This is a genomic window from Sphaerisporangium viridialbum, assembly GCF_049674955.1.
Taxonomy (GTDB): domain Bacteria; phylum Actinomycetota; class Actinomycetes; order Streptosporangiales; family Streptosporangiaceae; genus Sphaerisporangium; species Sphaerisporangium viridialbum.
On sequence record NZ_CP187232.1, the window covers coordinates 4515801 to 4538756 of the forward strand.

Genomic DNA, 22956 nt, shown 5'->3' on the forward strand with positions numbered 1-22956 from the left:
CGCTCATCGGATACTCATTCGAGCCCGGCAGGCTTCAGGGCATCCAGTCACCTACCGAGAAGGGCCAGACCATGGCGCCCGTCATCGCCGGTTTCACCTACCACCAGGTCCCTGTCGCCGACGGGGTGTCCCTGAACGCGGCCGTCGGGGGGTCGGGCAGTCCGATCGTGCTCCTGCACGGCTTCCCGCAGACCCACCTGATGTGGCGGCACGTCGCCGCCGACCTGGCGGCCGACCACACCGTGATCTGCCCCGACCTGCGCGGCTACGGCGAAAGCGGCAAACCCGCCGAAACCGATCCCACCGTCTACGCCAAGCGCACCATGGCCGCCGACATCGTCGCCCTGGCCCGGGCGCTGGGGCATGAGCGGTTCGCGCTGGCCGGGCACGACCGTGGCGCCTTGGTCGCCTTCCGCGCCGGCCTGGACCACCCCGGCACGATCACCCACCTGGCCTGCCTGGACGTGCTGCCCACGCTGGACATGTGGGCGGCGATGCACGGTGTCGGCGCCTCGGTCGGCTTCCACCTGTACCTGATGGCCCAGCCCCCGGGCCTGCCCGAGCAGCTGATCGCCGCGAGCCCGGACACCTTCTTCGGGCACTTCCTGGACCTCTGGGCCAACGACCCGCAGGCGATCCCCGCCGAGGTCCGCGCCGCCTACCTGGAGGCCTGCCGCCAGGCGGTGCCCTCGATCGTGGCCGACTACCGCGCCTCCGCGGGCGTCGACGTCGAACACGACCAGGCCGACCTGGACGCCGGCAACCGGCTGCGGATGCCGGTCACCGTGCTCCAGCAGGACTGGGGCGCCGCCCTGGGCTTCGACGCGGCGGCCCTGTGGAGCGCCTGGGCACCGGACCTGCGGCACTCCACCGTCGGCTTCGGCCACTTCATGGCCGAAGAGGCCCCGGCCGACATCGCCGAGTCCCTCCGGGACCTCCTCACCCGCTGAGGCCGGGAGCCCCGCCGGCCGTACGGTGCCGAAGTGCGGTCACCGGGGGTCGTAGGCGAGGTTGGGGCGCAGCCAGCGCTCGACTTCGGAAAGGTCGACGCCTCGCCGCAGGGCGTAGTCCTCGGCCTGGTCTTTGCCGATACGTCCCACACTGAAGTACCGCGACGAGGGGTGAGCGAAGATCAGACCGCTGACGCTGGCCGCGGGGGTCATCGCGAAGGATTCCGTCAGGCCCATGCCGAGTCGTTCGGCGTCAAGCAGGTCGAACAGCTCCTGTTTCTGGCTGTGGTCCGGGCTCGCCGGGTAGCCGGAGGCGGGACGAATGCCGCGGAAGCGCTCAGCGTGCAGGTCCTCGAGTGAGGGGTCGGCGTCCGGCTCGAACCAGGCGCGCCGCGCCTGGAGGTGGATGTGCTCGGCGAACGCCTCGGCGAAGCGGTCGGCCAGGGCTTTCACCATGATCGCCCGGTAGTCGTCGTGGCGCTCCTCGAAGGTACGAGCGAGTTCCTCGGCGCCGTGGACGGTCACGGCGAAGCCGCCGAGGTGATCCCCCGCCGGGGCCACGTAGTCCGCCAGGCACCGGTTGGGCCGGCCCGCGGGCTTGGCCGTCTGCTGGCGCAGCATCGGCAGCCGGAGAACGCGGTCACCCGCACCCGACCGGCCCGTGGTGATCAGGATGTCGTCGCCCTCGGAGTGCGCGGGCCAGAAGCCGTAGACGCCCCGGGCCTGGAATGATCCGTCCGCGATGATCTGGTCGAGCAGGGCGTTCGCCTCGTCGTAGAGCTCGCGGGCCGCCGGCTGTTCGAGGATCGCCGGGTACTTGCCCTTCAGTTGCCAGGCGACGAAGAAGAACTGCCAGTCGATCATCGCGCGGAGGGTGGCGAGATCCGGCTGGACGAAGCGGGTGCCGGTGAAGGCGGGAACGGGCAGGTCGTCGAACGGTACCTGCTCACGGTTCGCGCGGGCTCGCGCGAGGGTCAGCATGGGACTCCGCTCCCTGGTCGCGTGCTGCTCGCGCAGGCGCTCCTGCTCGGCGTGGTTGCTCACGGCCAGTTCCTCGGCCCGTCCGGGATCGAGCAGGTCCGAGACCACGCCGACGACGCGGGAGGCGTCGAGCACATGGACCGTCGTGCCGTCATAGGCCGGGGCGATGCGAACGGCGGTGTGCTGGCGCGACGTCGTGGCACCGCCGATCAGCAGGGGCAGCTTCAGCCCGCGGCGCTTCATCTCGGCGGCGACGGTGACCATCTCGTCCAGCGACGGGGTGATCAGGCCTGACAGGCCCACGGCGTCGGCGCCTTCGGCGACCGCGGTGTCGAGGATGACGGCGGCGGGGGCCATGACACCCAGGTCGATGACCTCGTAGTTGTTGCAGCCGAGCACGACGCCCACGATGTTCTTGCCGATGTCGTGCACGTCGCCCTTGACCGTGGCGAGCACCACCTTCCCGTTGCCGCGGCTGACCTCGGCTCGGCCCTCCAGTCGCGCCTGCTCCTTCTCGGCTTCCATGTACGGCTCCAGATAGGCGACCGCGCGCTTCATCACCCGCGCGCTCTTGACCACCTGGGGCAGGAACATCTTCCCGGAGCCGAACAGGTCGCCCACGGTCTTCATGCCGTCCATGAGCGGCCCCTCGATCACCTGGAGTGGGCGCGCCGCCAGCCCCCGGGCTTCTTCGGTGTCGGCCTCGATGAAGTCCACGATGCCGTGGACCAGCGCGTATGCCAGGCGCTGCTCGACCGGCGCCTCGCGCCACGACAGGTCCACCGTACGGCGGGTGCCCGTCCCGCTGACCGTCTCCGCGAAGGCGACGAGCCGGTCGGTGGCGTCGGCGCGACGGTCGAACAGGACGTCCTCGACGAGTTCGAGCAGGTCCGCGGGGATGTCCTGGTAGACCGCGAGCTGTCCCGCGTTGACGATGCCCATGTCCAGCCCGGCTCGTACGGCGTGGAAGAGGAACGCCGAGTGCATCGCCTCGCGCACGATGTCATTGCCGCGGAAGGAGAACGACAGGTTGGAGATGCCGCCGCTGGTGCGCGCTCCGGGGCAGCGTTGCTTGATCAGCGGCAGCGCGTCGATGAACGCCTTCGCGTAGCCGTTGTGCTCGGCGATGCCTGTGGCGACCGCGAGCACGTTGGGGTCGAACACGATGTCCTCAGGGGCGAACCCGGCCCGCTGGGTGAGCAGGTCGTAGGCGCGGGCGCAGATCGACACCTTGCGCTCGGCGGTGTCGGCCTGCCCCTGCTCGTCGAAGGCCATGACGACCACACCGGCGCCGTAGTCCCGGATGCGTGCGGCCTGCTCCAGGAACGGGCCCTCGCCCTCCTTGAGGCTGATCGAGTTGACCACGCCCTTGCCCTGCACGCACTTGAGCCCGGCCTCCAGCACGCTCCACCGCGAACTGTCGACCATGATCGGGATGCGGGCGACCTCCGGCTCGGTCGCGACCAGATTCAGGAACGTGGTCATGGCCCGCTCGCTGTCGAGCAGGTCGGCGTCCATGTTGACGTCGAGCAGGTTGGCCCCGCCGCGCACCTGCTCCAGCGCGACGTCGACGGCGGCCTGGTAGTCGTCCGCTTCGACCAGGCGCCGGAACCGCGCCGACCCCGTTACGTTGGTCCGCTCCCCGATCATGACGAATCCCGTGTCCGGGCCGATCGCGAAGGGCTCCAGACCGCTGAACCGGGTGCGCGCCGGAGGCGCCGGGACCGGGCGCGGCCGGAGATCGGACACGGTGGCCGCGATCTGCTTGATATGCCCCGGTGTCGTGCCGCAGCACCCGCCGACGATGTTGACCATGCCCGCCGCGGCGAACTCGCCGAGCAGTTGTGCGGTCTCGTGCGGCGTCTGGTCGTAGCCGCCGAACGCGTTCGGCAGCCCGGCGTTGGGATGAGACGCCGTGTAGACGCCGGCGAGCCGCGACAACTCGGCCACGTGCGGGCGCATCTCCTCAGCGCCCAGCGAACAGTTCACGCCCACCACCAGAGGCTCGGCGTGTTCGATCGCGTTCCAGAACGCCTCGACGGTCTGCCCCGACAGCGTGCGCCCGCTCAGGTCGACGATCGTCACCGAAATCCACAGCGGCAGGTGCGGAGCCACGTCGCGTGCGGCGGCGATCGCCGCCTTCGCGTTGAGCGTGTCGAAGATCGTCTCGATCAGCAGCAGGTCGACCCCGCCGTCGGCCAGCGCCTGGATCTGCTCGGCGTACGCGGCGCGGACCTCGTCGAACGACACCGCCCGGTACGCGGGGTCCTCCACACGCGGTGACAGCGAGAGCGTGACGTTCAGCGGCCCGATCGAGCCGGCGACGAAACGCCCGCCCGCCTCGTCCGCGGCCTGCCGCGCCAGTTGGGCGCCCCGCAGGTTCATCTCACGCACCAGCGGCTGCAGCAGGTAGTCCGACTGGCCGATGCTCGTCGCCGTGAAGGTGTTGGTCGTGGTGATGTCCGCGCCCGCCGCCAGGTACTGCCGGTGCACGTCGAGGATGACATCCGGCCGTGTCAGGTTCAGCAGGTCCGGGTTGCCGGTCACATCACGCGGATGGTCCTGGAAGCGCTCCCCGCGATAGTCGGCCGGAGTCAGACTCGCGCCTTGCAGCATCGTCCCCCAGGCCCCGTCGAGCACCGCGACCCGCTGGTCCAGAAGCCTCCGCAGAGCTTGAGCCCCGCCGCCTGCTCCGGCGTCGGGTGCCCGTCGGACAGTGTCACGCCCATGGTCGTCGCCGTGGTTCACGAACCTGCTCACCGGACCGCCTTCCGTTATGGAAGGCGCCCTTGGGAACTGTGCTGGCCGAGCGTGGCGGACCTCGGCCCGTCGCAGCGCCTCTCGGCTTGAGATCAAGGATATAAGAGCAAACGGTGGGACGAAACTTCTAGCGTGCTGGGCCGAACGGTCCCGGCAACGATCTCCACCCGAGCCGGCCCGGAGCCGAGGCGCTCATGGCGCAGGTGGCGCGCACTCTCCGCGATCGGTCGCGTCACAGGTGAACCGGCGATCAGTGAGGTTCTTCAGCGTTTCATGCCGGGTACCGTGACAGGTCGCCGGAGCGTCATGCGGAGGGTCTGGGATTCATTGACCTTACAGCTCGGCGTTCGGAGAGCGATCATGCGCAGGACCTTGTTGACGGCGGCCGCCAGCGCGCTGGTGATATTCGGCGGGACCGTGGCCGCGTACGCCGGTGGCGGTTCCGACCATGACGGCCACGGGGACGGCGGCAAGACGTACGAGATCGCGCTCATCGGCGACATGCCGTACGGCGACCTGGGACGCACCCAGTACCCGCGCGTCATCGAGGAGATCAACGCCGACAAGCGCATCGCCTTCACCATCTTCGACGGGGACATCAAGAACGGCAGCGAGCGGTGCGACCAGCCGCTGTACGACCTGTCGGCGAAGAGCTTCGCGACCTTCCGCAATCCCCTGGTGTACGTGCCCGGTGACAACGAGTGGACCGACTGCGACCGGCCCAGCGCCGGCGGCTACGACCCGAACGAGCGGCTGGCCCTGGTGCGCCGCATGTTCGCCGCGACCCCGAGGTCCTTCGGCCGGCAGACGCTCGCGCTCCAGCGCCAGTCCGCCGCCTACCCCGAGAACGTCCGCTGGAAGTACGGCAGCGTGACCTACCTCGGCCTCAACGTCCCCGGCAGCGACAACAACGCGCCGCAGTTCGACGCCACCGGCAAGCAGATCGACGGCGACCTCGCCGAGTACACCGCGCGCAACGCGGCCAACCTGCAGTGGCTGGACCAGGGTTTCGCCGCCGCCCGGGCCGCCCGCTCCGCGGCGATCGTCATCGTCCTGCAGGCCGACATGTGGAGCACCGAGCCGACCGCGCACTTCGCCGACACCAAGCGCAAGCTGGCCCAGCTGTCCATCGGGTTCCCCGGCCAGGTGCTGCTGGTCAACGGCGACAGTCACGTGCTGCGGGTCGACAAGCCGCTCAACGACGCCAAGGACCAGACCATCCAGAACGTCACGCGGGTGCAGACCTTCGGCAGCGGCCAGAGCCACTGGGTGAGCGCCGTGATCGACCCGGAGGACCCCCAGGTGTTCACCTTCCGCCAGCACGTGGTGAAGGCCAACCTCCCGGCCTACGTCAGCCCCTGAACTCCCCCGCCGACCTTCCGGCCTACGTCGGCCCCTGAGCACCCGCCCGGACTCCCTCGCGCGACGCCCGATGATCGCGGTCATCGGGCGTCGCCCCGTCTCCTAGGAGCCCACGTCGGAGATGATCCGGCCGCGCCAGCTCCTGCCCGTGATCATGCCCAGCTCCCGCAGTTCCCTGAGGCGCTCGATCCGGCCGCCGATCTCCACCATCCCGAGGCCCGACGCGCGCAGGCGGCGGGCCTCGGCCTCCAGATCGAGCCCGCGCAGATCGGCGAGCACGCCGGGGTCGAGCGGCCTGTTCAGATAATTGGTCACGAACGGGGATCGGATGGCGGATTCGGAGGAGGTCGGGCTGCTGAGGGCGTGGTCGTAGAACCTCAGCGCTTCATTCCGGTCGGTCAGGAAGTTGTTCCCCCGGTCCAGATTGCCGATCACGTAGTCGAAGGCGGCGCCCCGCTGCCGCTCGACCTCGGTCCATCGCCTCCAGCCGCCCCTGCCGTCCACATACAGCTGCACCGAGCCCAGGCCCCTCGGGCCGTCCCACACCCCCGTCGGCGGGACGAGGTCCCATCCGAGCCGCTCGCTGAACCGGTAGGCGTCGAGTTCTCTGAACGGCATCCCGGTCTCGGGGACGCTGATCCGATAGCTGGTCTTCGGGATGGGCTTGTAGACCACGCGCGTGCCGTCGGGCAACTCGACCAGGAAGACCTCCGAGCTTCCTCCGTCCAGGCGGGACAGGCGGTGCTCCGGCGCCGACCGGAGCCTGGCCAGCATCGTCAGCTCCGACCGGCCGACGTACCTGGCGTCGGCGTACACCCTGACCGCGGTCCGCTGCGCCGACCGGGCGCCGAGCACACCGTCCAGGCCGTGCCTCGCGGCGCGGATCACCGACTCCCCGAAGAACCTCGTGAAGTCGCGGTAGAAGACCGTGACGAAGCGCCGCGCCGACGCCCGCAGGGCCGTCATGAGGGTGCGGGACTGGACCGCCGCGATCCCCGCGCTCAGCGTGGCGGCCAGAAGGGCCCAGGCCAGGAGGCTGAGCATGATGGCGGCCAGGATGAGCAGGGTCAGCTTCAGGGCGAGGACCAGTTTGGCGGCCCCCTCGTGCCCGTCGGCGAGCACCTCAAGGGTGCCGCCCAGGTCGGACAGGTGTCCCGAGCCGTCGCCGGGGGCGTGGTAGGCGGCCCAGAAGCCGGTGACCGCCTCAACGCCGGCGCCGAGGTTGTGCGCCTGCGCGTGCTGGACGCCGTGGCGCGCGAGCGGCGTGACGGTGGTGGCGAGCGCCTCCGCGCAGGCGCGGTAGGCGGCGGCGCACTCCCGCAGCCCGTCCTCGTCCTCGGTCGGCCAGGGCACGCCCAGCATGCCGAACGCGGTCTCCAAGTCGGGCGGGAGCATCAGCGCCATCGTGCTAGGGCCTGTTTCCTGGATCACGTGCGGAGCCATATGACCAAGGTGGCGACAGTGATGGTCCCGAGGTAGATGTAGGCGCGCTTGTCGTAGCGGGTGGCTACGGCCCGGAAGTTCTTCAGCCGGTTGATCGCCCGCTCGACAACGTTGCGTTTCTTGTAGCGGTCGGCGTCAAACCCGGTCGGACGCCCGCCGGCCGAGCCGCGCCTGCGCCGGTTGGCCCGCTGATCACGCGGCTCGGGAATGGTGTGCCGGATCTTGCGGCGGCGCAGGTAGGCCCGGTTGGCGCGGGAACTATAGGCCTTGTCGGCACTCACACTGTCAGGGCGGGTACGCGGCCGGCCCGGACCGATACGCGGGATGCCGATCGCCTCCAGCACCGGCCGAAACTGCGGACTGTCCCCGTGCTGCCCAGGGGTTATCAACATCGACAGCGGACGGCACCGCCCATCGGCGGACAAGTGGATCTTGGTGGAGAATCCACCCCGCGAGCGTCCTAAGCACTCGCCTGTCTGACCACCTCTTCCAACTGGACGCGCAGCCCCCGCCACACCGGATCGCCCCGCTTTGTCCCGGCCGATCCCCCCTTTAACGCCGAAACCGGCGGCGGCGTACGCGGGGCACCAGCCGCGTGCTGGTGCGCCCGCGTGATCGTGGAATCCACCGACACATCCCAATCCACCCGGCCCGCAGCATCCTCGGCCGCCTGGACCACGGCCAGCAGCCGCTCCCACGTGCCATCCGCCGACCAGCGGCGATGCCGCTTGTAAACCGTCACCCACGACCCGAACCGCTCAGGAAGATCGCGCCACGGTACCCCCGTACGCGCCCGGTAGAACACCCCGTTGAGCACCATCCGATGATCGTTCCACCGGCCTCCGCGTGCCCCGCCCGGCGGTAACAAAGGCTCCAGCCGCTCCCACTCCGCGTTCGTTAGATCACCACGACCCATACACCAAGCGTCACCAACCCGGCGCCCGCTGTCAGGAGATCTAAGAAACAGCTCCTAGCCGTCCTCCAGGTCCTGGTGGACGGCCTGTACGGCCGCTGTCGTCGCGTGCCGCGCGCCGGAGTACCGGTCCGCCATCGCCTGAAGCGCCTCGCCGGTCGTGCCGAGGTTGTGATGGACGTGGCGGCACGCCTGGGCGAGCAGCTCGTTCACCTCGTCCATGGCCATGCCGATGAGACCGGCTCCCCACGGCGAGCGCCCGCCGCCGGAGATCGCGGTGAGCAGGGCGTCGGTGTGCCCGCCGAACAGCTCGGCCGAGTCCTCAAGGACCCGCGCGGCCGTGATGTACGAGCCCTCGTCGGCCCTGAGCTCCTGCTCCACTTTTGGGATGCTAGCGAGCCGGACTCGCAGGGAAGATCGACAAGGATGAACATTGGCGGACATCCCGAAGATCATCCGGTTACACCGGCCATGTCGCGGCGGATAGAAGGCCCGTTGCCCCTTTTATCCACTTTTGTGAGGCATAATCGGCTTTTTGTGCTTTTGGATTATGACGTAACGGTGAACGGAAGCGGAATTATCAATACTTCCTGGAAGCCTCGCTGCACCCTGTCGTGATAGCTCACATACTTCGGTGGGGGACGCCGATTTATGGCGATACGGGGCGAACTTTCGAGGAATCAAATGAAGCGTTGGATCGGCGTCGGGCTGGCGCTTCTCCTCGGCGCGGCCGTGGTGGCGGCGATCGTGATGGGCAACCGCGGCGGCACGGAAACGCGGGAGCTCACCCTGGTCCGCGGGGTGATCGGATCGGAGAAGAAGCCGTTCTTCGACGACCAGAGGGTGCGGGCCCTCTTCGCCCGGCACGGCCTCCGGGTGGAGGTCGACACCGCCGGCTCGCGGCAGATCGCGGCCTCGGTGGATCTGAAGAAGTACGGCTTCGCGTTCCCCTCCAGCGCTCCGGCGGCCGAGAAGATCAGGCGCGACCAGGGCGCCACCCGCACGTTCGCGCCCTTCTCCTCCCCCATGGCGATCGCCACCTTCGGCCCGATCGTGGACGTGCTCGCCAAGGCGGGCGTCGTACGAGATTCCGGCCAGGGCTATCAGGTGCTAGATATCCGGAAATATCTGGATCTGGCGGCCAAGGGCACCCGGTGGGACAAGCTCCCGGGCAACACCGCCTACCCGGCGCGCAAGCGCGTACTGCTCACCACCACCGACGTGCGCACCTCCAACTCCGCGGCGATGTACCTCTCGATCGCCGGCTACGTGGCCAACGGCGACGACGTGGTCACCTCGAACGCGCAGGCCTCCAAGGTCGCGGAAGCCGTCGCTCCTCTCTTCCTCGACCAGGGTTACTCCGAGACCTCCACCGAGGCCCCGTTCGAGGACTACCTGTCCCTGGGGATGGGGAAGACGCCCATGGTCATGGTCTACGAGGCGCAGTACGCCTCGCGGCTGTTCGCCGGGGACGGCGCGATCCGCCCCGACATGCGGCTGATCTACCCCTCGCCCACGGTCCTCAGCAAGCACACGCTCGTACCGCTCAGCCCGCAGGGCACCGAGGTCGGCCGGCTCCTGCAGGAGGACCCGGAACTCGGGCGCCTCGCCGCGCAGTACGGCTTCCGCACCGCTGCGGCCAAGGCGTTCGACGAACTGGCGGCCAAGGTCAAGGCCCCGCTGCCGGCCGGCCTGATCGACGTGGTGGAGCCGCCCGACTACGAGCGGCTGGAGGGCATGATCGCCGCGATCGACCGGCTCTACCGGTCCGGCGCGGTCCCCTCCCCCACCCCCTGACCTCACCTTCCCCCGCTTCGAGGAGAGACCACCGTGAGCGATCTCGTGCTCAGCCCGCCCGAACCCGTGGCCAAGGTGCCCACGGAGAAGGCGGCCACCATGCTGCCGGTCCCGGAGGGACGCACCTCCGAGCTGGCCGAGAAGGCCGAGGGCTTCGCCGAGGAGCTGAGTGGCCTGGACCCCCGGTCGCCGGAGTTCACCCGCAAGGTGCGCGACATCACCTCCATGGGCGACTCGGAGATCCGGGCGTCCTCGCAGGTGGCGAACCGGATGCTGAAGCGCCCGGTGGCCGCGCTGGCGTCCGCCAGAGGCGAGGGCAAGGACGCGCAGGCGGCGGTGGCGGGGCAGTTGGTCGCGCTGCGCCGCACGATCGTCGACCTCGACCCCAAGCAGGCGTCCAACCCGGCGAAGAAGCTGCTAGGGCTGATTCCGTTCGGCGATAAGCTGCGCGACTATTTCGCGAAATATCAGTCGGCGCAGCGGCACATCGACGACATCATCCGCGCCCTCAAGTCCGGGCAGGACGAGCTCCTCAAGGACAACGCGGCCATCGAGGGCGAGAAGACCAACCTGTGGGAGTCGATGAAGCGCCTGCAGGAGTACGCCCTGCTGGCCGCCGCCCTCGACTCCGCGGTGGAAGACAAGATCATGCAGGTCGAGGCGGCCGACCCGGAGAAGGCCACCGCGCTCCGCTCGGACGCGTTGTTCGGCATCCGGCAGAAGCACCAGGACCTGCTCACCCAGCTCGCGGTGTCCGCCCAGGGGTACCTCGCCCTGGACCTGATCCGCAAGAACAACCTAGAGCTGATCAAGGGTGTGGACCGGGCGACCACGACGACGATCGCGGCGCTGCGCACGGCCGTGACCGTGGCCCAGGCCCTCGCCAACCAGAAGCTCGTGCTCGACCAGATCACGGCGCTGAACGCCACCACCTCCGACCTGATCGTGGCGACCAGCGAGATGCTGCGCACGCAGGCGGCCGACATCCAGACCCAGGCGGCGTCCACCACGGTCAACATGGACGCGCTTCGCAAGGCGTTCGACAACATCTACAGCACCATGGACATGATCGACACGTTCAAGGCCCAGGCGGTGGAGAACATGGCGATCACCGTGGACAGCCTGACCGTCGAGCTCGACCACGCGCGCACGTACCTGGAGCGCTCCCAGCGCGGCGACGAACAGGCGCTCCCCCGATGAGCGAACCGTCGCCCGGCGTACGGGCGGGTTCGCGGCCCACCAGGCGGGCGCTCGCCCTGCTGGCCGTGCTGCCCATGCTGATCGCGTCGGCCGCGTGCGGCGGGACGGACACGCCCGCCACCCCCGTGGACGCTCCCGACGCGCTGCGCGTCCTCGCGGGAAGCGAGATCAAGGACCTGGAACCGCTGCTCAAGCGAGCCCAGGACGCCGTCGGCGTGCGGGTCATCCTGTCGTACGCCGGAACGCTCGACGGGGCCGACCAGGTCGCGAGCGGCGGCGCGGATGGGACGTACGACGCGACTTGGTTCTCCTCCAACCGCTATCTGTCGCTGATCGACGGGGCGAACGCGCGGCTCTCGACCCAGACCAAGGTCATGGTCTCGCCCGTGCTGCTCGGGCTGAAGGCGTCCAAGGCTCGCGAGCTCGGGTGGGACGGCAAGCCCGTGACCTGGAACGACATCGCCTCAGCCGCCCGCGCCCACAAGTTCACCTTCGGCATGACCAGCCCCGCGGCGTCCAACTCCGGATTCTCGGCGCTGGTCGGCGTGACGGCGGCGCTCTCCGACGCCGGGGAGGCCGTGGACAAGGCCCAGATCGACGCGGCCACCCCCAAGCTGAAGCGGTTCTTCTCGGCGCAGACGCTCACGGCCGGCTCCTCCGGATGGCTCGCGGACGCGTACGCCAAGCAGGGCACGGTGGACGGGCTCGTGAACTACGAGTCCGTGCTGCTCGGCCTCAACGCCTCCGGCAGGCTCAAGGAACCGCTCACGCTGATCTACCCGAGCGACGGGGTGGTGACGGCCGACTACCCGCTCACGCTCCTGAGCTCCGCGACGCCCGGCAAGAAGGAGCTGTACGGGAAGCTCGCCGCCTGGCTGCGCAGGCCCGAGATCCAGCGGGAACTCATGACCACGACCTACCGCCGGCCGATCGTCCCCGAGGTCAGGCCGGACGAGCGTTTCGGGACCGCGCCGCTGGTGGAGCTGCCGTTCCCCAACCGGCGCAGCGCGGCGGACGAGCTGATCGGCGTCTACCTGAACCAGGTGCGCAAGCCGTCGCGGACGCTGTTCGTGCTGGACACCTCCGGTTCGATGACGGGCGACCGGATCGACGCCCTCAAGCAGGCGCTCACCGCGCTGTCCGGTGCCGACACCTCCGCCAGCGGGTCGTTCTCGCGCTTCCGTGACCGCGAGACGGTCACGATGATCCCGTTCAGCACCGCGCCCGACGCCCCGCGGACGTTCGCGCTGCCCGAGCGCGACCCCGAACCGGTGCTCCAGCAGATCCGCTCGTACGGCGAGGGGCTGCGGGCGAGCGGCGGCACGGCCATCTTCGACAGCCTGCGGGCCGCCTACGAGCAGGCCGGGTCGGCGGCATCGGGAGACTTCACCTCTATCGTGCTGATGACGGACGGCGAGAACACGGACGGCAGCTCGTATGACGACTTCGCCACCTTCTACATGTCACTGCCCGTGAAGTTCCCGACGTTCGTCGTGCTCTTCGGCGACAGCGACGCCGCCGCGATGCGGCAGATCGCCCAGCTCACCGGTGGAGCGACCTTCGACGCCCGCAAGGGGTCGCTGGCCGCCGCCTTCAAGGAGATCCGTGGCTACCAGTAGCGTCGGCGGCCGGATCCTCGCCTACGCCGGGTCGACCAAGAACATCACCGGGTGCGCCCTGGCGCTCGCCGGGGTGGTCCTGGTCTTCTTCGGCGTCGCCGGGGCGTTCTGGCCCGTCGTGGTCGCCGGGCTGTACGGCGTCGGGGCGCTGCTGGCACCGGCGGACCGGGTGCGGCTCACGATCTCGCACGCGGAGGTGGAGTCCCGGCGGCTGTACGCCGACCTCGACACCCTGCTGGTCAAGGTCGGCGGCACCCGGTTTCCCGAGGACGTGGTGGCGAGGGTCGGCGCGCTCGCCGAGGTGCTGCGCGACATCCTGCGGCGCGCGGACGCGCTCACCTCCTCCCCCGACCACCTGCACATCGTCTCCCAGACGATCAGGGACTACCTGCCGTCCAGCCTGGAGGCGTACGCGAACCTTCCCCGCTCGTACGCGCTCACGCGGCGCGGCGAGCGGGAGCGCAGCGCCCACGAGGAGCTGCTCGCCCAGCTCGACCTGCTCGCCGCCCAGCTGAGCAAGGTGGCCGAGTCGGTCTACCGGGGCGACGAGCAGGCCCTGCGCGACCAGGGCAGGTTCCTGCAGGACCGGTTCGGCGGCTCCGGCCTGGACCTGTGACCATCCAGGCACTCGGGAGTTTCGGCGCGAAAACCACGGCCGAGGCGGTCGAGCGGTTCCGGCGATCGCCGCGGGGATGAGCAGCCGCGCCCGGTGGCGCCTGGTAGTGGTGGCCATGGCGGTTCCTCGCGTTTCAGGTACGGGAGGAAGAAGATCGTGCGGTCGGCGGCTGCGGAAGGGATGCGCTACGGGGTCAGAACGATCTTTCCGGCGACGGTGCCGGATTCGGCCAGCCGCAGAGCGTCGGCGATGTGGGTCAGCGGGAGCCGGGCGGCGATCTGGGCGGTGAGATCACCGCGCTGGAGGGCCGCGAAGACCTGGGTGAGGTCGGCGTGCAACCGGGCGCGGAACCGGTTCTTTGTCAGCGCTCGCCCGGCCCAGATGTTGAAGAAGTAGGCGCGGCGGCGGTTGGGCAGCGCGTTCCACAGCCACACCCGGCCGAGCAGCTTGAGCATGGGCCACTGCTTGGACCCCTTGTCGTCCCGGGTGGAGGCGCTGCCGTAGGAGACGAGCGTGCCGCCGGGCGCTAGCAGGCGCCAGGAGTCGACGACGCTGCGGCCGCCGACGTGGTCGAAGACGGCGTCCACCCCGCCGGGGGCGAGCTCGCGGACGCGCGTGGCGACATCCTCGGTCCGGTAGTCGACGGGGATGACGCCGCGTTCGCGCAGGGCGTCGTGGTGGCGCGCGGATGCTGTGCCGATCACCTTCACGCCTGCGGCCCGGGCGAGCTGGATCAGGACCGAGCCGACGCCGCCGTTGGCGCCGTGCACCACAATGGTCTGCCCCGTGCGGACCCGTGCCTTGCGGTGCAGCATCTGCCAGGCGGTGATGCCGTTGACCACCAGGGTCTCCGCCTCCGCCGCGCCGATGCCGTCGGGCACCCGCACCACGTCCGCCGCGTCGACGAGCACGTGGGTGGCCCAGCCGCCGACCTTGACCAGCGCGGCCACCCGGGTGCCGGCCAGGCCAGGCTCGACACCCTCGCCAGTTGTGAGGACCGTGCCGACCAGGTCGTACCCGGGCACGAACGGGAACGCCGGCTGGTCGTAGTAGCGGCCGCGGCGCATCTGCTGCTCGGCGAAGGAGACCCCGGTCGCCTCCATCCTGATCACGACCTGGCCCGGGCCCGCGGCGGGGACGGCTCCGTGCCGGATCTCCAGCCCTTCCGGCTCCACCTTGCCCGGCAGAACGACCTCGACGAGTCCTTCGGCGTTCATGACGACCTCCACTGCGTCGTGCATCGAGTTACGCGTTTTCGCGTTCGTTAGAAGTTGTAACGCAGACAAGAAGTGAGTGTCAATAGCTTTCGTGATAGCCTCTAACTAATCTTGAGGATGTAGCCGTGCGGGCGCGGAAAGGCGGCAAGAAAGGTGCAACACGCACATCAGTTGTCAGGGATTCCCTGACGGGCTAAGGTGTCAGGGACATCCTGACAACTTAGGAGTGCGCTGTGACACCGCCTGACACCCTGACCGAACTCGCTCGGTGTTCCTTCTGCAGCAAGCCGGACACCAAGGTCGACAAGCTGGTCGCCGGCCCTGGAGTGCATATCTGCAACGAGTGCGTGGCTCTCGCCGCGTCGCTCATCGACGGGAGCCTCGGTAGCCCCGCAAGACCGCGCGTGCCCGTCTGGGAGTCGTTGACAGACGGCGAGATGCTGAGCCACATTCCGCGCGTCGCCGCGCACATCGACCAGGCCGAGGCCGACCTGCGCTCCTGGGTGCAGGAACTGCGCCGACGCGGCGTCACCTGGATCAGGATCGGCGAAGCTCTCGGGATCACCCGCCAGTCCGCATGGGAGCGGTTCTCCGGCGAGGAGTGACACGACCCGGGGCCACCCGCCCGCATCTCGTGGTCTTCTATAGCGTTTCAGGTTCGCCACGTAGCGATCACACTTGGGTGATACCGATCGGTAGCCGTGTGGTTACAGTTCATTTTCTTCCGACCTTCGGTGCGGATCGGCGGTGGACTTCGTGGCCGGTCACCAACTGGAGGGTTCCGCGATTCTCAAGCACTGCCTTCAGAGCGGGTGGCGACCCGGTAGTCCTACTTGATGTGGGTGAGGAAGAAGTCCCGGATATCCTCAGCGAGCAGCTCCGGCACCTCCATCGCGGCGAAGTGGCCGCCGCGCTCGAACTCCGACCAGTGCCTGATGTCGTACAGCCGCTCGGCCAGCGGTCGCACCGACTGCGTGATGTCGTGCGCGAACACCGCCACGCCAACCGGTACCGGGCACGGCTCGATCCGCCGCGGAGTATCGTGGTGCAGCCGCGCCGAGGAAGCCGCGGTGGCGGTCAGCCAGTACAGCGAGATGTCGGTGAGCATCCGCTCGTCACTGATCTGCGAGCGAGGGTCGGTCCACTGTGCGAAGCGCTCGGCGATCCAGACCAGCTGGCCGACCGGCGAGTCGGTCAGCGCGTAGCCGATGGTCTGAGGGGTGAGGGCCTGCAGAGCCTGGTACGGCGGACGATTCGCCATCATCTGCCGGACCTTGTCCAGCCGGGCTTCATCCGTTTCGGACAGTTCAATGTCGGCGTCCGGGACCGGCCGGGTCGGCAGGTAGTTGACGTGCACCCCGACGACCCGCTCGGGTGCCACCGCGCCGAGCGCCATTGAGATGCCCGAGCCGAAGTCGCCGCCCTGCGCGCCATAGCGCTCGTACCCGAGACGGCGCATCAGCTCGGCCCAGGCCCGTGCGACCCGGACGATGTCCCAGCCGCGCTCGTGGGTCGGCCCGGAGAAGCCGTAACCCGGGATGGACGGAATCACCAGGTGGAAGTCGCGCGACAGCGGCTCGATCACGTCGAGGAACTCCAGGAACGAACCGGGCCAGCCGTGGGTGAGGATCAGCGCGAGCGCGTCCGGCTTCGAAGACCGGACGTGGACGAAGTGGATGTTCTGGCCTTCGATCTCGGTGGTGAAGTGCGGAAGCTCGTTGAGGTTGGCTTCGTGCTCGCGCCAGTCGTAGCCGGTGCGCCAGTATTCGGCCAGTTCCTTGAGCCGCGCCAGCGGGAAGCCGTAGTCCCAACCGGCGTCGGCGACCTCGTTGGGCCAACGGGTGCGGGAGAGCCGGTCGGTCAGGTCGTCGAGGTCGGCCTGGGGGATGTCGATGCGGAACGGCTTGATCATGGTCCTGACTCCAGGGGGATTCATTCGGCGGCCGAATGTTCAGTCGGCTAACGTTTACTCCACAAACGATAGCACGATCATTAGTGCGTCCAACGATTCGTTAGACTTGTCACATGGAGAACCCATCCGAGGAGACGCCCGCCAGGTGGGAGAGCCTGCCCAGCTGGCTGATCACCCAGACCGCCAACCACGCGCACCGCCTGGTGGCCGACGGGTTCTCGTCCGTCCGCGCCCGCGGCTACCACTACCGCCTGCTGGCGACACTGGAGGAGTCCGGCCCGGCCAGCCAGGCCGCGCTGGGCCGCCGTAGCGGCATCCACCTCAGCGACATGGTCGCGACGATCAACGAGCTCGCCGATCGCAAACTGGTCGAGCGCGCCCCGGACCCCTCCGATCGGCGGCGCAACATCATCTCGCTGACCGCCGCGGGCAAGCGGCAGCTGCGGCGACTGGAGAAGCAGCTGGCCGAATGCCAGGACGAACTGCTGGCTCCGCTGTCACCCGAGGAGCGACAGCGGTTGACCGAGCTGCTGTCCAGGCTGTTGGACCACCACAACCGGCGAACCGGCACCCCCGAAGAGCCGTGGCGCTGACAGGGAAAGCGCCCAAGCATTCCTGGAAGGCCCGCCGGTAGTAAACGGCAAAAACAACGCTAAGGCCGGGCCTCAGTCGAGGATGATCGCGCCGGAATCGGTTTCGACGGCTTCGACTGGATCTTCGCTGCCAAGCACATCGGCGAGCGTGATCTGTCCCTGATCAGCCCGCTATGCCTCCGCCGTGGCACACCTGATTGCCATCCCTTGACCTGTTTCAGTCCAGATTCATGATCGACGGCTGGATAACGTGGCAGCGGTCACAATCAGTGACTGCAATCGGACAGGAGGATACACAAGCATGATTCGCCAACTACTTCTGGCCAGTTCTGCCTGTGCCGCTCTCGCCGTCATGGCACCGGTCGCCGCCTCGGCGGACACGTCCACCCCGCACCACTCGGTCAACGCCGCGGTCGGCGCCGACCGCGGCCCCGGCGGTGGCTGGGGTCACGGCGGAGGCTGGGGCGGCGGCTGGGGCGGCGGCTGGGGCGGTCGTCCGTGGGGCGGCGGCTACTGGGGCCGTCCGTGGGGCGGCGGCTACTGGGGTAGCGGTTACTGGGGTAACGGCTACTGGGGCGGTGGTTACTGGGGCGGCGGCGTGGTCCCCACCGGCGTGGTGACCACGGGCCTGGTCCCCACCGGCGGTGTGGTCGTCGTCAACGACGGCACCGCCTGCGGCGGCGGCGCCGGCTACTACGTGTCCCCCTGCGGCTGATCCAGCGCCAGGTCGTGGACGATCAGATCAAACGACTAATGCCCTACAGCAGGGCCTATCGGTAGGGCGGGTACGACCAGGTACACGCGAGGATGACCAAGCCAACCACGCTCACAGCAGGCCCGGAGGTCTCAATCCGGTTCCAGCGACGGGCGCGCGCCTCGTGCCTTCCGTAAGAGGGCGAGGAGTCGGTTGCGTTTCCCTGTCGCCATCGGCTCCGCGAGTGGCTCAATCATCTTCGCGTTTACCTGCGTTTCGCGGTGGTCGGCGTGGAAGCGCGGACTACGGCCTGCCCTGGGGGCGTACGACACCCGTGGCGCGCCCGTCAGGTGGCCCCGTACGGAACCCCGTCCACGAAGCAGCGCCCGGTCATCCAGTGCGCGACCAGAGGGCCGGTTCCGGTGCCGCCCGTGGACGCACCCACGGGTCGCGGGGCTCTCAACCAGCACGAGTCATGCGCAGTTCCTCAGGTAGATCCGTTTGCGGGTCGACTCGCGGACCGCCGTCGGAAGCAGGTAAGCATCGGCGACCTTCCGGTCGTTCTCGGCCGAGTGGGGATCATTTCGACACGGCAATGGTCTCGGGGTGCGCGTTAGAGTGTGCGCGGCAGGCGGTGATCTTCCTCGGCTGTGTCGGCGATGACGCGGATGCCCGCGGCACGCAGACGTACGTGGTCGATATCCGGGGAACACCACGCGGAGAGTTCCAGGTAGCGACCATCCGGGTGAGCCCGGCCCTCCATGGGGTCACGCCGGCGCCGTGAGCAGCGCCATCAGCGGTCTCCCAGCCGGTGCACGCTTGCGGCTCCCCTTCGTTTCCTTCGCCGGCGGATGAGGCTCCTGGTCATGGATCGCCGTGGCCGAGAATCTTGGAAACAGAATCTTGGACGTCACGGAAGAGACGTTCAGCAGGACCCTCCCGGAGCAAGGCCGACTGCGATGAACAGGGTCATCGCAGCCGGCGGCTCTGCTTTCACGCCAGAAGACCTCACCGGTACGCTCGGCCGCGCCGCGGCCCAGGGCTCGCTCGACGCGCACGCGCTGCGCAGCCGGCCGCCAGAGGAGGCGCTCACACACCTTCGGGCCCTTCCAGGGGCCGAGCTGATCCTGCTGCGCGGCGCCGGTGACCCCGGCGCGTTCCCCGCCCACGAGAAGCGGCTGCACCGTGCGCCCAAGGCAGACGTGCGGACACCCCCCAGCGAAATCAACCCGAACCCCGGTGACCCGCACTTTTCCCGCGTGCGCGACGACATCCGTGCCGGCAGGACCTGAGATGAGTAGTGACTGCTCATCCGGAGGCGGCAGGCCGGCGGCGATGATTCTTCACGTCGTCGACACCGTTCGGGTGTCGCCATATCACACGATGGGCGAGAGAGATGTTACGTCGTACTTCCTGGCTGGGCCGGTGCACGAGGCTGGCGATGGGGGTGCTGGCCGCCGCCGGAACCACCCTCCTCCTCCCCCTGCCGCCGGCGAACGCGGGTCCGGGGCATGGCGGGCCGGCGTCCTCCACCCGCGATGCGGAATGGGCTCGCCGGCAGGCGCCGATGCTCGCCCTGGCCGACGGCCTGGAGGCCTCCGGCGGAGCCGGCTTCGCCGGTGTGGTCCTGGACGTGCCGGACGGCATCGTCCACCTGTACTGGAAGGGCGCCGCGCCCAAGGCGGTCGACGCCGTGGCGGCGAGGGCGCCGCGTGGCATCCGCGTGCGGGTGCACCAGGCGGCGCATTCGGCCGCCGAACTGCGCGAGCGGGCGGAGGAGATCATCCGGACGCGGGGGCTCAGCGCCGGCGGCGACGTCCATCGCGTGACGCCGCTCCCAGACGGCAGCGGCCTGGAGCTGGGGGTCACCCGGGAGGCGGGAACGGCCGCCAAGGCCCCGGCCGATCCCCTGGTGGTGAGCACCGAAGTGGAGCCGGCGCCGACTCCCTATGACGGCCGATGGGGCGGCGCCTCGCCGTTCGAGGGCGGCATCCAGATCAACGAATGCAGCACGTCCTTCGGCGGGCTGATGTCCCCGGCGGGTCCCGATTGGGTCTACCCCGCGAAGCTCATCACGGCGGCGCACTGCTACTCCGTCGGAGACGAGGTGCGCACCGGGAACTCCTCCACGGGCGGCCCGGTGGTCATCGGCCATGTCGAGGCGGTCAACCCCGCGCTGGACTCCGCGCTCATCGCGGTGGACTCGGGCAAGTTCGTCACCGGCTGGATGTGGGACGGTGGCGTGCAGGACGGGTCGGAGTTCGCCAAGCCGGTCGTTGGGACCTCGGCGCCGCGAAAGGGCTCGCTGGTGTGCGCCTCGGGCGCGTGGAGCGGCGTCCACTGCGACATCAAGATCACCAAGACCGACTCGACACTCGACTGGGGAACCCACGTCTCCCGGGCGGTGTCCGTCGGCGACCAGTTGCAAGGTCGGCTCGCCTCTGGCAGTGGCGACAGCGGTGGGCCCGTGTTCACCCTCACCGACAACTCCAGCAGCGTTCTCGCGGCCGGAGTGATCATCGGCGGGGATGACAGCCGCCCGGCGGGTTGCACCTTCAAGTCCAACCGCTGTTCCAGCAGGCTGTTCTTCACCGACTTTCGTACGGTGCGCTCCTTCTGGGGCCTGTCCTGGATGGCGGGCCAGGGCCCGGAAGGCCTCTGAATCGCTCAGGTAGGACCCACCGCCCACGCCTGCGGTCCGAATGCCGCGCTCACAGTGGTCTCCACGGTGAGCGCGGCTTTTCGCATCCTTCGCGGGACCGCGCATCTTGGCGCGGTGTCGCCGACGAGGCCCGCCCGTTGACGCGCACAACTGTCCATCCAGGAGTCCCGGCACCGCTTGGCCTGAGCGTCATGCCGGCGGCTGGGCGAGTTTGGCGGCCACGGCGTCGAGGACCCAGTCCAGGCCGGTCGCGAAGGACGCCTCGGCGTCCACCTCCGTGCCGTCGTGCACGAACTTGGCCAGCGCCGGGAAGCGGCCCGTGGCCAGCATCCTCCTCACATGCGGGCCGGAGGCGCGCTGCCAGTCGCGCTTGGACAGGCCCGTGGCGCGCTCGGCCCGCAGGTTCGCGATCTCGCGCCTGATCGCGCCAGTGAAGTAGGCGCTGACGGTCTCCACGGCGCGCATGACGGTGTCGAGGTCGGCGAGGCCGTCGAGGGCGGCCAGCGTGGCCTCGGTCACGGCGAGGGCGTTTGGGCCCAGAGTCGGACGGCCGCCGAGCAGGTCGGCCAGCCATTCGTGACGGAGAGTGGCCTGCCTGGTGCGGTCGGCGCGGATGCGCAGCACCTCCCGCCAGTCGCCGGGCTGCTCCTCGGGGAGGATCTCGGCGTGGACCGCGTCCACCATGAGGTCGAACAGTTCCTCCTTGGTGGAGATGTATCCGTACAGCCGCATCGGGCCGACGTCCAGCCGGGCGGCGACCTTGCGCAACGACACCGCCTCCAGCCCGCCCTCGTCGGCCAGCGCGATGGCGGCGGCAACGATTCGCTCCCGGTCGAGCGGCGCGGGGCGAGTCGGCGGCTCCGGCCGGTCCCACACAGTCATGGATACATCGTACTGTTGCGATACACCGTCTCAGGAAAATACAGTGTATCTACATGAGACATCGTATCGCCGTGATTGGAGGCGGCCCCGCCGGCCTTACCTTCGCCCGCGTCCTGCACCGCCACGATCACCCCGTCACCGTCCTCGAACGCGATCCCGCCCCCGACGCCCGTCCTCCGGGCGGCACGCTGGACCTGCACGAAAACCTGGGCCAGCTCGCGCTGGGCAAGGCGGGGCTGCTGGAGGAGTTCCAGGCGCTGTCCCGTCCCGAGGGGCAGGCCATGCGCATCCTGGACGTGGACGGGACCGTGCTTCGCGACTGGCAACCCCGTCCGGGTGACCGGGCCAATCCCGAGATCGACCGCGGGCAACTCCGTGACCTGCTGCTCGGCCCCCTGGACGTTCAGTGGGGGCGGGGCGTGACGGAGGTAGTGCCGGGGACCCGGGACGGCGTGCTGGTCCGTTTCGCGGACGGGCGACAGGAGACGTTCGACCTCGTGATCGGCGCGGACGGCGCCTGGTCCCGGGTCCGCCCGGCAATCTCGTCCGCGACGCCGCACTACACCGGCGTCACCTTGGTCGAGACCTCCCTGGACGACGTCGACACCCGCCACCCCGACCTCGCCCGGCTGATCGGCGACGGTTCCATGGCTGTGTACGGCGTGAACCGCGCCCTCGTCGCCCAGCGCAACAGCGGCGGCCACGTCAAGGTGTACGCCCAGTTCCGCGCGCCGCTGGACTGGCACACGAACCTGGACCGGCATATGGGCCTGAACCGGCGCGCGGGCATGGACGCGGGCATGGACGCGGGCCTGGACCTGGCCGACGGCGAGGCCGTGCGATCAAGCCTGCTGGCTCTGTTCGACGGCTGGGCCGCTCCCGTACTCGACCTCCTCCGCCACGGCACCGCTTTCGTCCACCGCCCCCTCTACGTCCTGCCCGTGTCCCACACCTGGGCCCACGTCACCGGGGTGACGCTACTGGGCGACGCCGCCCACCTGATGCCCCCATTGGGGGTGGGCGCGAACCTCGCGATGCTGGAAGGCGCCGAACTCGCCGAGTCCGTCGCCGCCGCCCCCGGCCCTGGCGATCTGGACGAGGCCGTCCGCGCCTTCGAGGAACAGATGTGGGCACGGGCCGGCAGGTGGGCGAAGATCACGACGGCCGGTCTGGAACGCCTCGTGAGCCCGGACCCCACCCAAGCCCTCGCCCTCTTCGACGAAGTTCAGCCATCCTGACTGCCAAACCCGAGAGCACCAGCAGCTCGCCACGGCTTCACGGGGCAGCACGGCAATGCCGCTGGACTGGCTGCGCGGCATCGAAGCCGTCCGCCGCCGCCTTGGCCACGCCTCCAC

Annotated in this window: 19 protein-coding genes and 1 riboswitch; of the genes, 12 read left to right on the forward strand and 7 right to left on the reverse strand. The window is 69.3% G+C overall.

The window, feature by feature from the left end; genetic code table 11:
- Positions 1–71 precede the first annotated feature (71 nt).
- The gene (locus ACOZ38_RS20215; RefSeq protein WP_424532626.1) at positions 72–950 is read left to right on the forward strand and encodes an alpha/beta fold hydrolase; all 879 of its coding nucleotides are present in this window, start codon (positions 72–74) and stop codon (positions 948–950) included.
- A gap of 39 nt (positions 951–989) precedes the next feature.
- Here ACOZ38_RS20215 and metH read toward each other — a convergent pair whose 3' ends face one another.
- Positions 990–4691, reverse strand: a complete 3702-nt coding sequence (metH, locus tag ACOZ38_RS20220; protein WP_424532628.1) for a methionine synthase — start codon at positions 4689–4691, stop codon at positions 990–992.
- A 14-nt stretch (positions 4692–4705) separates the two neighbouring features.
- A riboswitch (S-adenosyl-L-homocysteine riboswitch) is annotated at positions 4706–4780 on the reverse strand.
- Positions 4781–5051: 271 nt separating this feature from the next.
- Here metH and ACOZ38_RS20225 point away from each other — a divergent pair.
- Positions 5052–6053, forward strand: a complete 1002-nt coding sequence (locus ACOZ38_RS20225) for a hypothetical protein (protein ID WP_424532629.1) — start codon at positions 5052–5054, stop codon at positions 6051–6053.
- A 102-nt stretch (positions 6054–6155) separates the two neighbouring features.
- On the opposite strand, the gene ACOZ38_RS20230 is transcribed toward ACOZ38_RS20225, so the two are convergent.
- The 3 genes from ACOZ38_RS20230 to ACOZ38_RS20240 form a co-directional block, all read right to left on the reverse strand.
- Positions 6156–7448, reverse strand: coding sequence for a hypothetical protein (locus tag ACOZ38_RS20230; protein ID WP_424532631.1), 1293 nt, complete (start codon positions 7446–7448; stop codon positions 6156–6158).
- Between the two features lie 32 nt (positions 7449–7480).
- A protein-coding gene (locus ACOZ38_RS20235) for an IS5 family transposase (RefSeq protein ID WP_424532632.1) occupies positions 7481–8412 on the reverse strand; the annotation gives its coding sequence in 2 pieces (ribosomal slippage) (positions 7481–8065 and positions 8068–8412; 930 coding nt in all).
- A 54-nt stretch (positions 8413–8466) separates the two neighbouring features.
- Positions 8467–8790, reverse strand: a complete 324-nt coding sequence (locus ACOZ38_RS20240; RefSeq protein WP_424532634.1) for a hypothetical protein — start codon at positions 8788–8790, stop codon at positions 8467–8469.
- Between the two features lie 303 nt (positions 8791–9093).
- Between ACOZ38_RS20240 and ACOZ38_RS20245 the strand changes: the two genes are divergently transcribed.
- The 4 genes from ACOZ38_RS20245 to ACOZ38_RS20260 are packed head-to-tail and all read left to right on the forward strand — an operon-like array spanning position 9094 to position 13641.
- On the forward strand, positions 9094–10206 hold the full coding sequence (locus ACOZ38_RS20245; protein ID WP_424532636.1) for a hypothetical protein: 1113 nt from the start codon (positions 9094–9096) through the stop codon (positions 10204–10206).
- A gap of 33 nt (positions 10207–10239) precedes the next feature.
- Complete coding sequence (locus ACOZ38_RS20250) at positions 10240–11406, forward strand: toxic anion resistance protein (RefSeq protein ID WP_424532638.1); 1167 nt, start codon at positions 10240–10242, stop codon at positions 11404–11406.
- On the forward strand, positions 11403–13025 hold the full coding sequence (locus ACOZ38_RS20255; protein ID WP_424532639.1) for an extracellular solute-binding protein: 1623 nt from the start codon (positions 11403–11405) through the stop codon (positions 13023–13025). Before ACOZ38_RS20250 ends, ACOZ38_RS20255 begins: the two co-directional genes overlap by 4 nt.
- On the forward strand, positions 13012–13641 hold the full coding sequence (locus ACOZ38_RS20260) for a hypothetical protein (RefSeq protein ID WP_424532641.1): 630 nt from the start codon (positions 13012–13014) through the stop codon (positions 13639–13641). Before ACOZ38_RS20255 ends, ACOZ38_RS20260 begins: the two co-directional genes overlap by 14 nt.
- A gap of 185 nt (positions 13642–13826) precedes the next feature.
- On the opposite strand, the gene ACOZ38_RS20265 is transcribed toward ACOZ38_RS20260, so the two are convergent.
- A complete protein-coding gene (locus ACOZ38_RS20265) occupies positions 13827–14858 on the reverse strand; it encodes a medium chain dehydrogenase/reductase family protein (RefSeq protein WP_424532642.1) in 1032 nt (343 codons plus the stop codon).
- A gap of 233 nt (positions 14859–15091) precedes the next feature.
- Here ACOZ38_RS20265 and ACOZ38_RS20270 point away from each other — a divergent pair, with 233 nt between their 5' ends.
- A complete protein-coding gene (locus ACOZ38_RS20270; RefSeq protein WP_424532644.1) occupies positions 15092–15463 on the forward strand; it encodes a ClpX C4-type zinc finger protein in 372 nt (123 codons plus the stop codon).
- A 224-nt stretch (positions 15464–15687) separates the two neighbouring features.
- Here the strand turns inward: ACOZ38_RS20270 and ACOZ38_RS20275 are convergent, their stop codons facing one another.
- Positions 15688–16770: an epoxide hydrolase family protein gene (locus tag ACOZ38_RS20275; protein ID WP_424532646.1), complete on the reverse strand. Its 1083-nt coding sequence runs from the start codon at positions 16768–16770 to the stop codon at positions 15688–15690.
- A 113-nt stretch (positions 16771–16883) separates the two neighbouring features.
- Between ACOZ38_RS20275 and ACOZ38_RS20280 the strand changes: the two genes are divergently transcribed.
- From ACOZ38_RS20280 to ACOZ38_RS20295, 4 genes are all read left to right on the forward strand, one after another.
- Positions 16884–17363 (forward strand): MarR family winged helix-turn-helix transcriptional regulator, encoded by a 480-nt coding sequence (locus tag ACOZ38_RS20280; protein WP_424532648.1) that lies wholly within the window; start codon positions 16884–16886, stop codon positions 17361–17363.
- Between the two features lie 301 nt (positions 17364–17664).
- Complete coding sequence (locus ACOZ38_RS20285; protein WP_424532650.1) at positions 17665–18078, forward strand: hypothetical protein; 414 nt, start codon at positions 17665–17667, stop codon at positions 18076–18078.
- A 938-nt stretch (positions 18079–19016) separates the two neighbouring features.
- Entirely contained in the window at positions 19017–19349 is a 333-nt protein-coding gene (locus tag ACOZ38_RS20290; protein WP_424532652.1) for a hypothetical protein, read from the forward strand.
- A 104-nt stretch (positions 19350–19453) separates the two neighbouring features.
- A complete protein-coding gene (locus tag ACOZ38_RS20295; RefSeq protein WP_424532653.1) occupies positions 19454–20719 on the forward strand; it encodes a hypothetical protein in 1266 nt (421 codons plus the stop codon).
- 189 nt (positions 20720–20908) lie between these two features.
- Here ACOZ38_RS20295 and ACOZ38_RS20300 read toward each other — a convergent pair whose 3' ends face one another.
- A complete protein-coding gene (locus tag ACOZ38_RS20300; RefSeq protein WP_424532655.1) occupies positions 20909–21601 on the reverse strand; it encodes a TetR/AcrR family transcriptional regulator in 693 nt (230 codons plus the stop codon).
- A 53-nt stretch (positions 21602–21654) separates the two neighbouring features.
- Between ACOZ38_RS20300 and ACOZ38_RS20305 the strand changes: the two genes are divergently transcribed.
- Complete coding sequence (locus ACOZ38_RS20305; RefSeq protein ID WP_424532657.1) at positions 21655–22839, forward strand: FAD-dependent oxidoreductase; 1185 nt, start codon at positions 21655–21657, stop codon at positions 22837–22839.
- The last annotated feature ends 117 nt before the right edge of the window (positions 22840–22956 follow it).

What these genes read in the sequence shown, in the direction of transcription:
- ACOZ38_RS20300 (WP_424532655.1), bottom strand. Translation starts at nt 21,601, where the DNA reads ATGACTGTGTGGGACCGGCCGGAGCCGCCGACTCGCCCCGCGCCGCTC.
- ACOZ38_RS20275 (WP_424532646.1), bottom strand. Translation starts at nt 16,770, where the DNA reads ATGATCAAGCCGTTCCGCATCGACATCCCCCAGGCCGACCTCGACGAC.
- ACOZ38_RS20295 (WP_424532653.1), top strand. Translation starts at nt 19,454, where the DNA reads ATGTTACGTCGTACTTCCTGGCTGGGCCGGTGCACGAGGCTGGCGATG.
- ACOZ38_RS20230 (WP_424532631.1), bottom strand. Translation starts at nt 7,448, where the DNA reads ATGCTCCCGCCCGACTTGGAGACCGCGTTCGGCATGCTGGGCGTGCCC.
- ACOZ38_RS20225 (WP_424532629.1), top strand. Translation starts at nt 5,052, where the DNA reads ATGCGCAGGACCTTGTTGACGGCGGCCGCCAGCGCGCTGGTGATATTC.
- ACOZ38_RS20255 (WP_424532639.1), top strand. Translation starts at nt 11,403, where the DNA reads ATGAGCGAACCGTCGCCCGGCGTACGGGCGGGTTCGCGGCCCACCAGG.
- ACOZ38_RS20285 (WP_424532650.1), top strand. Translation starts at nt 17,665, where the DNA reads ATGATTCGCCAACTACTTCTGGCCAGTTCTGCCTGTGCCGCTCTCGCC.
- ACOZ38_RS20265 (WP_424532642.1), bottom strand. Translation starts at nt 14,858, where the DNA reads ATGAACGCCGAAGGACTCGTCGAGGTCGTTCTGCCGGGCAAGGTGGAG.
- ACOZ38_RS20305 (WP_424532657.1), top strand. Translation starts at nt 21,655, where the DNA reads ATGAGACATCGTATCGCCGTGATTGGAGGCGGCCCCGCCGGCCTTACC.
- ACOZ38_RS20245 (WP_424532636.1), top strand. Translation starts at nt 9,094, where the DNA reads ATGAAGCGTTGGATCGGCGTCGGGCTGGCGCTTCTCCTCGGCGCGGCC.
- ACOZ38_RS20280 (WP_424532648.1), top strand. Translation starts at nt 16,884, where the DNA reads ATGGAGAACCCATCCGAGGAGACGCCCGCCAGGTGGGAGAGCCTGCCC.
- ACOZ38_RS20215 (WP_424532626.1), top strand. Translation starts at nt 72, where the DNA reads ATGGCGCCCGTCATCGCCGGTTTCACCTACCACCAGGTCCCTGTCGCC.
- ACOZ38_RS20290 (WP_424532652.1), top strand. Translation starts at nt 19,017, where the DNA reads ATGAACAGGGTCATCGCAGCCGGCGGCTCTGCTTTCACGCCAGAAGAC.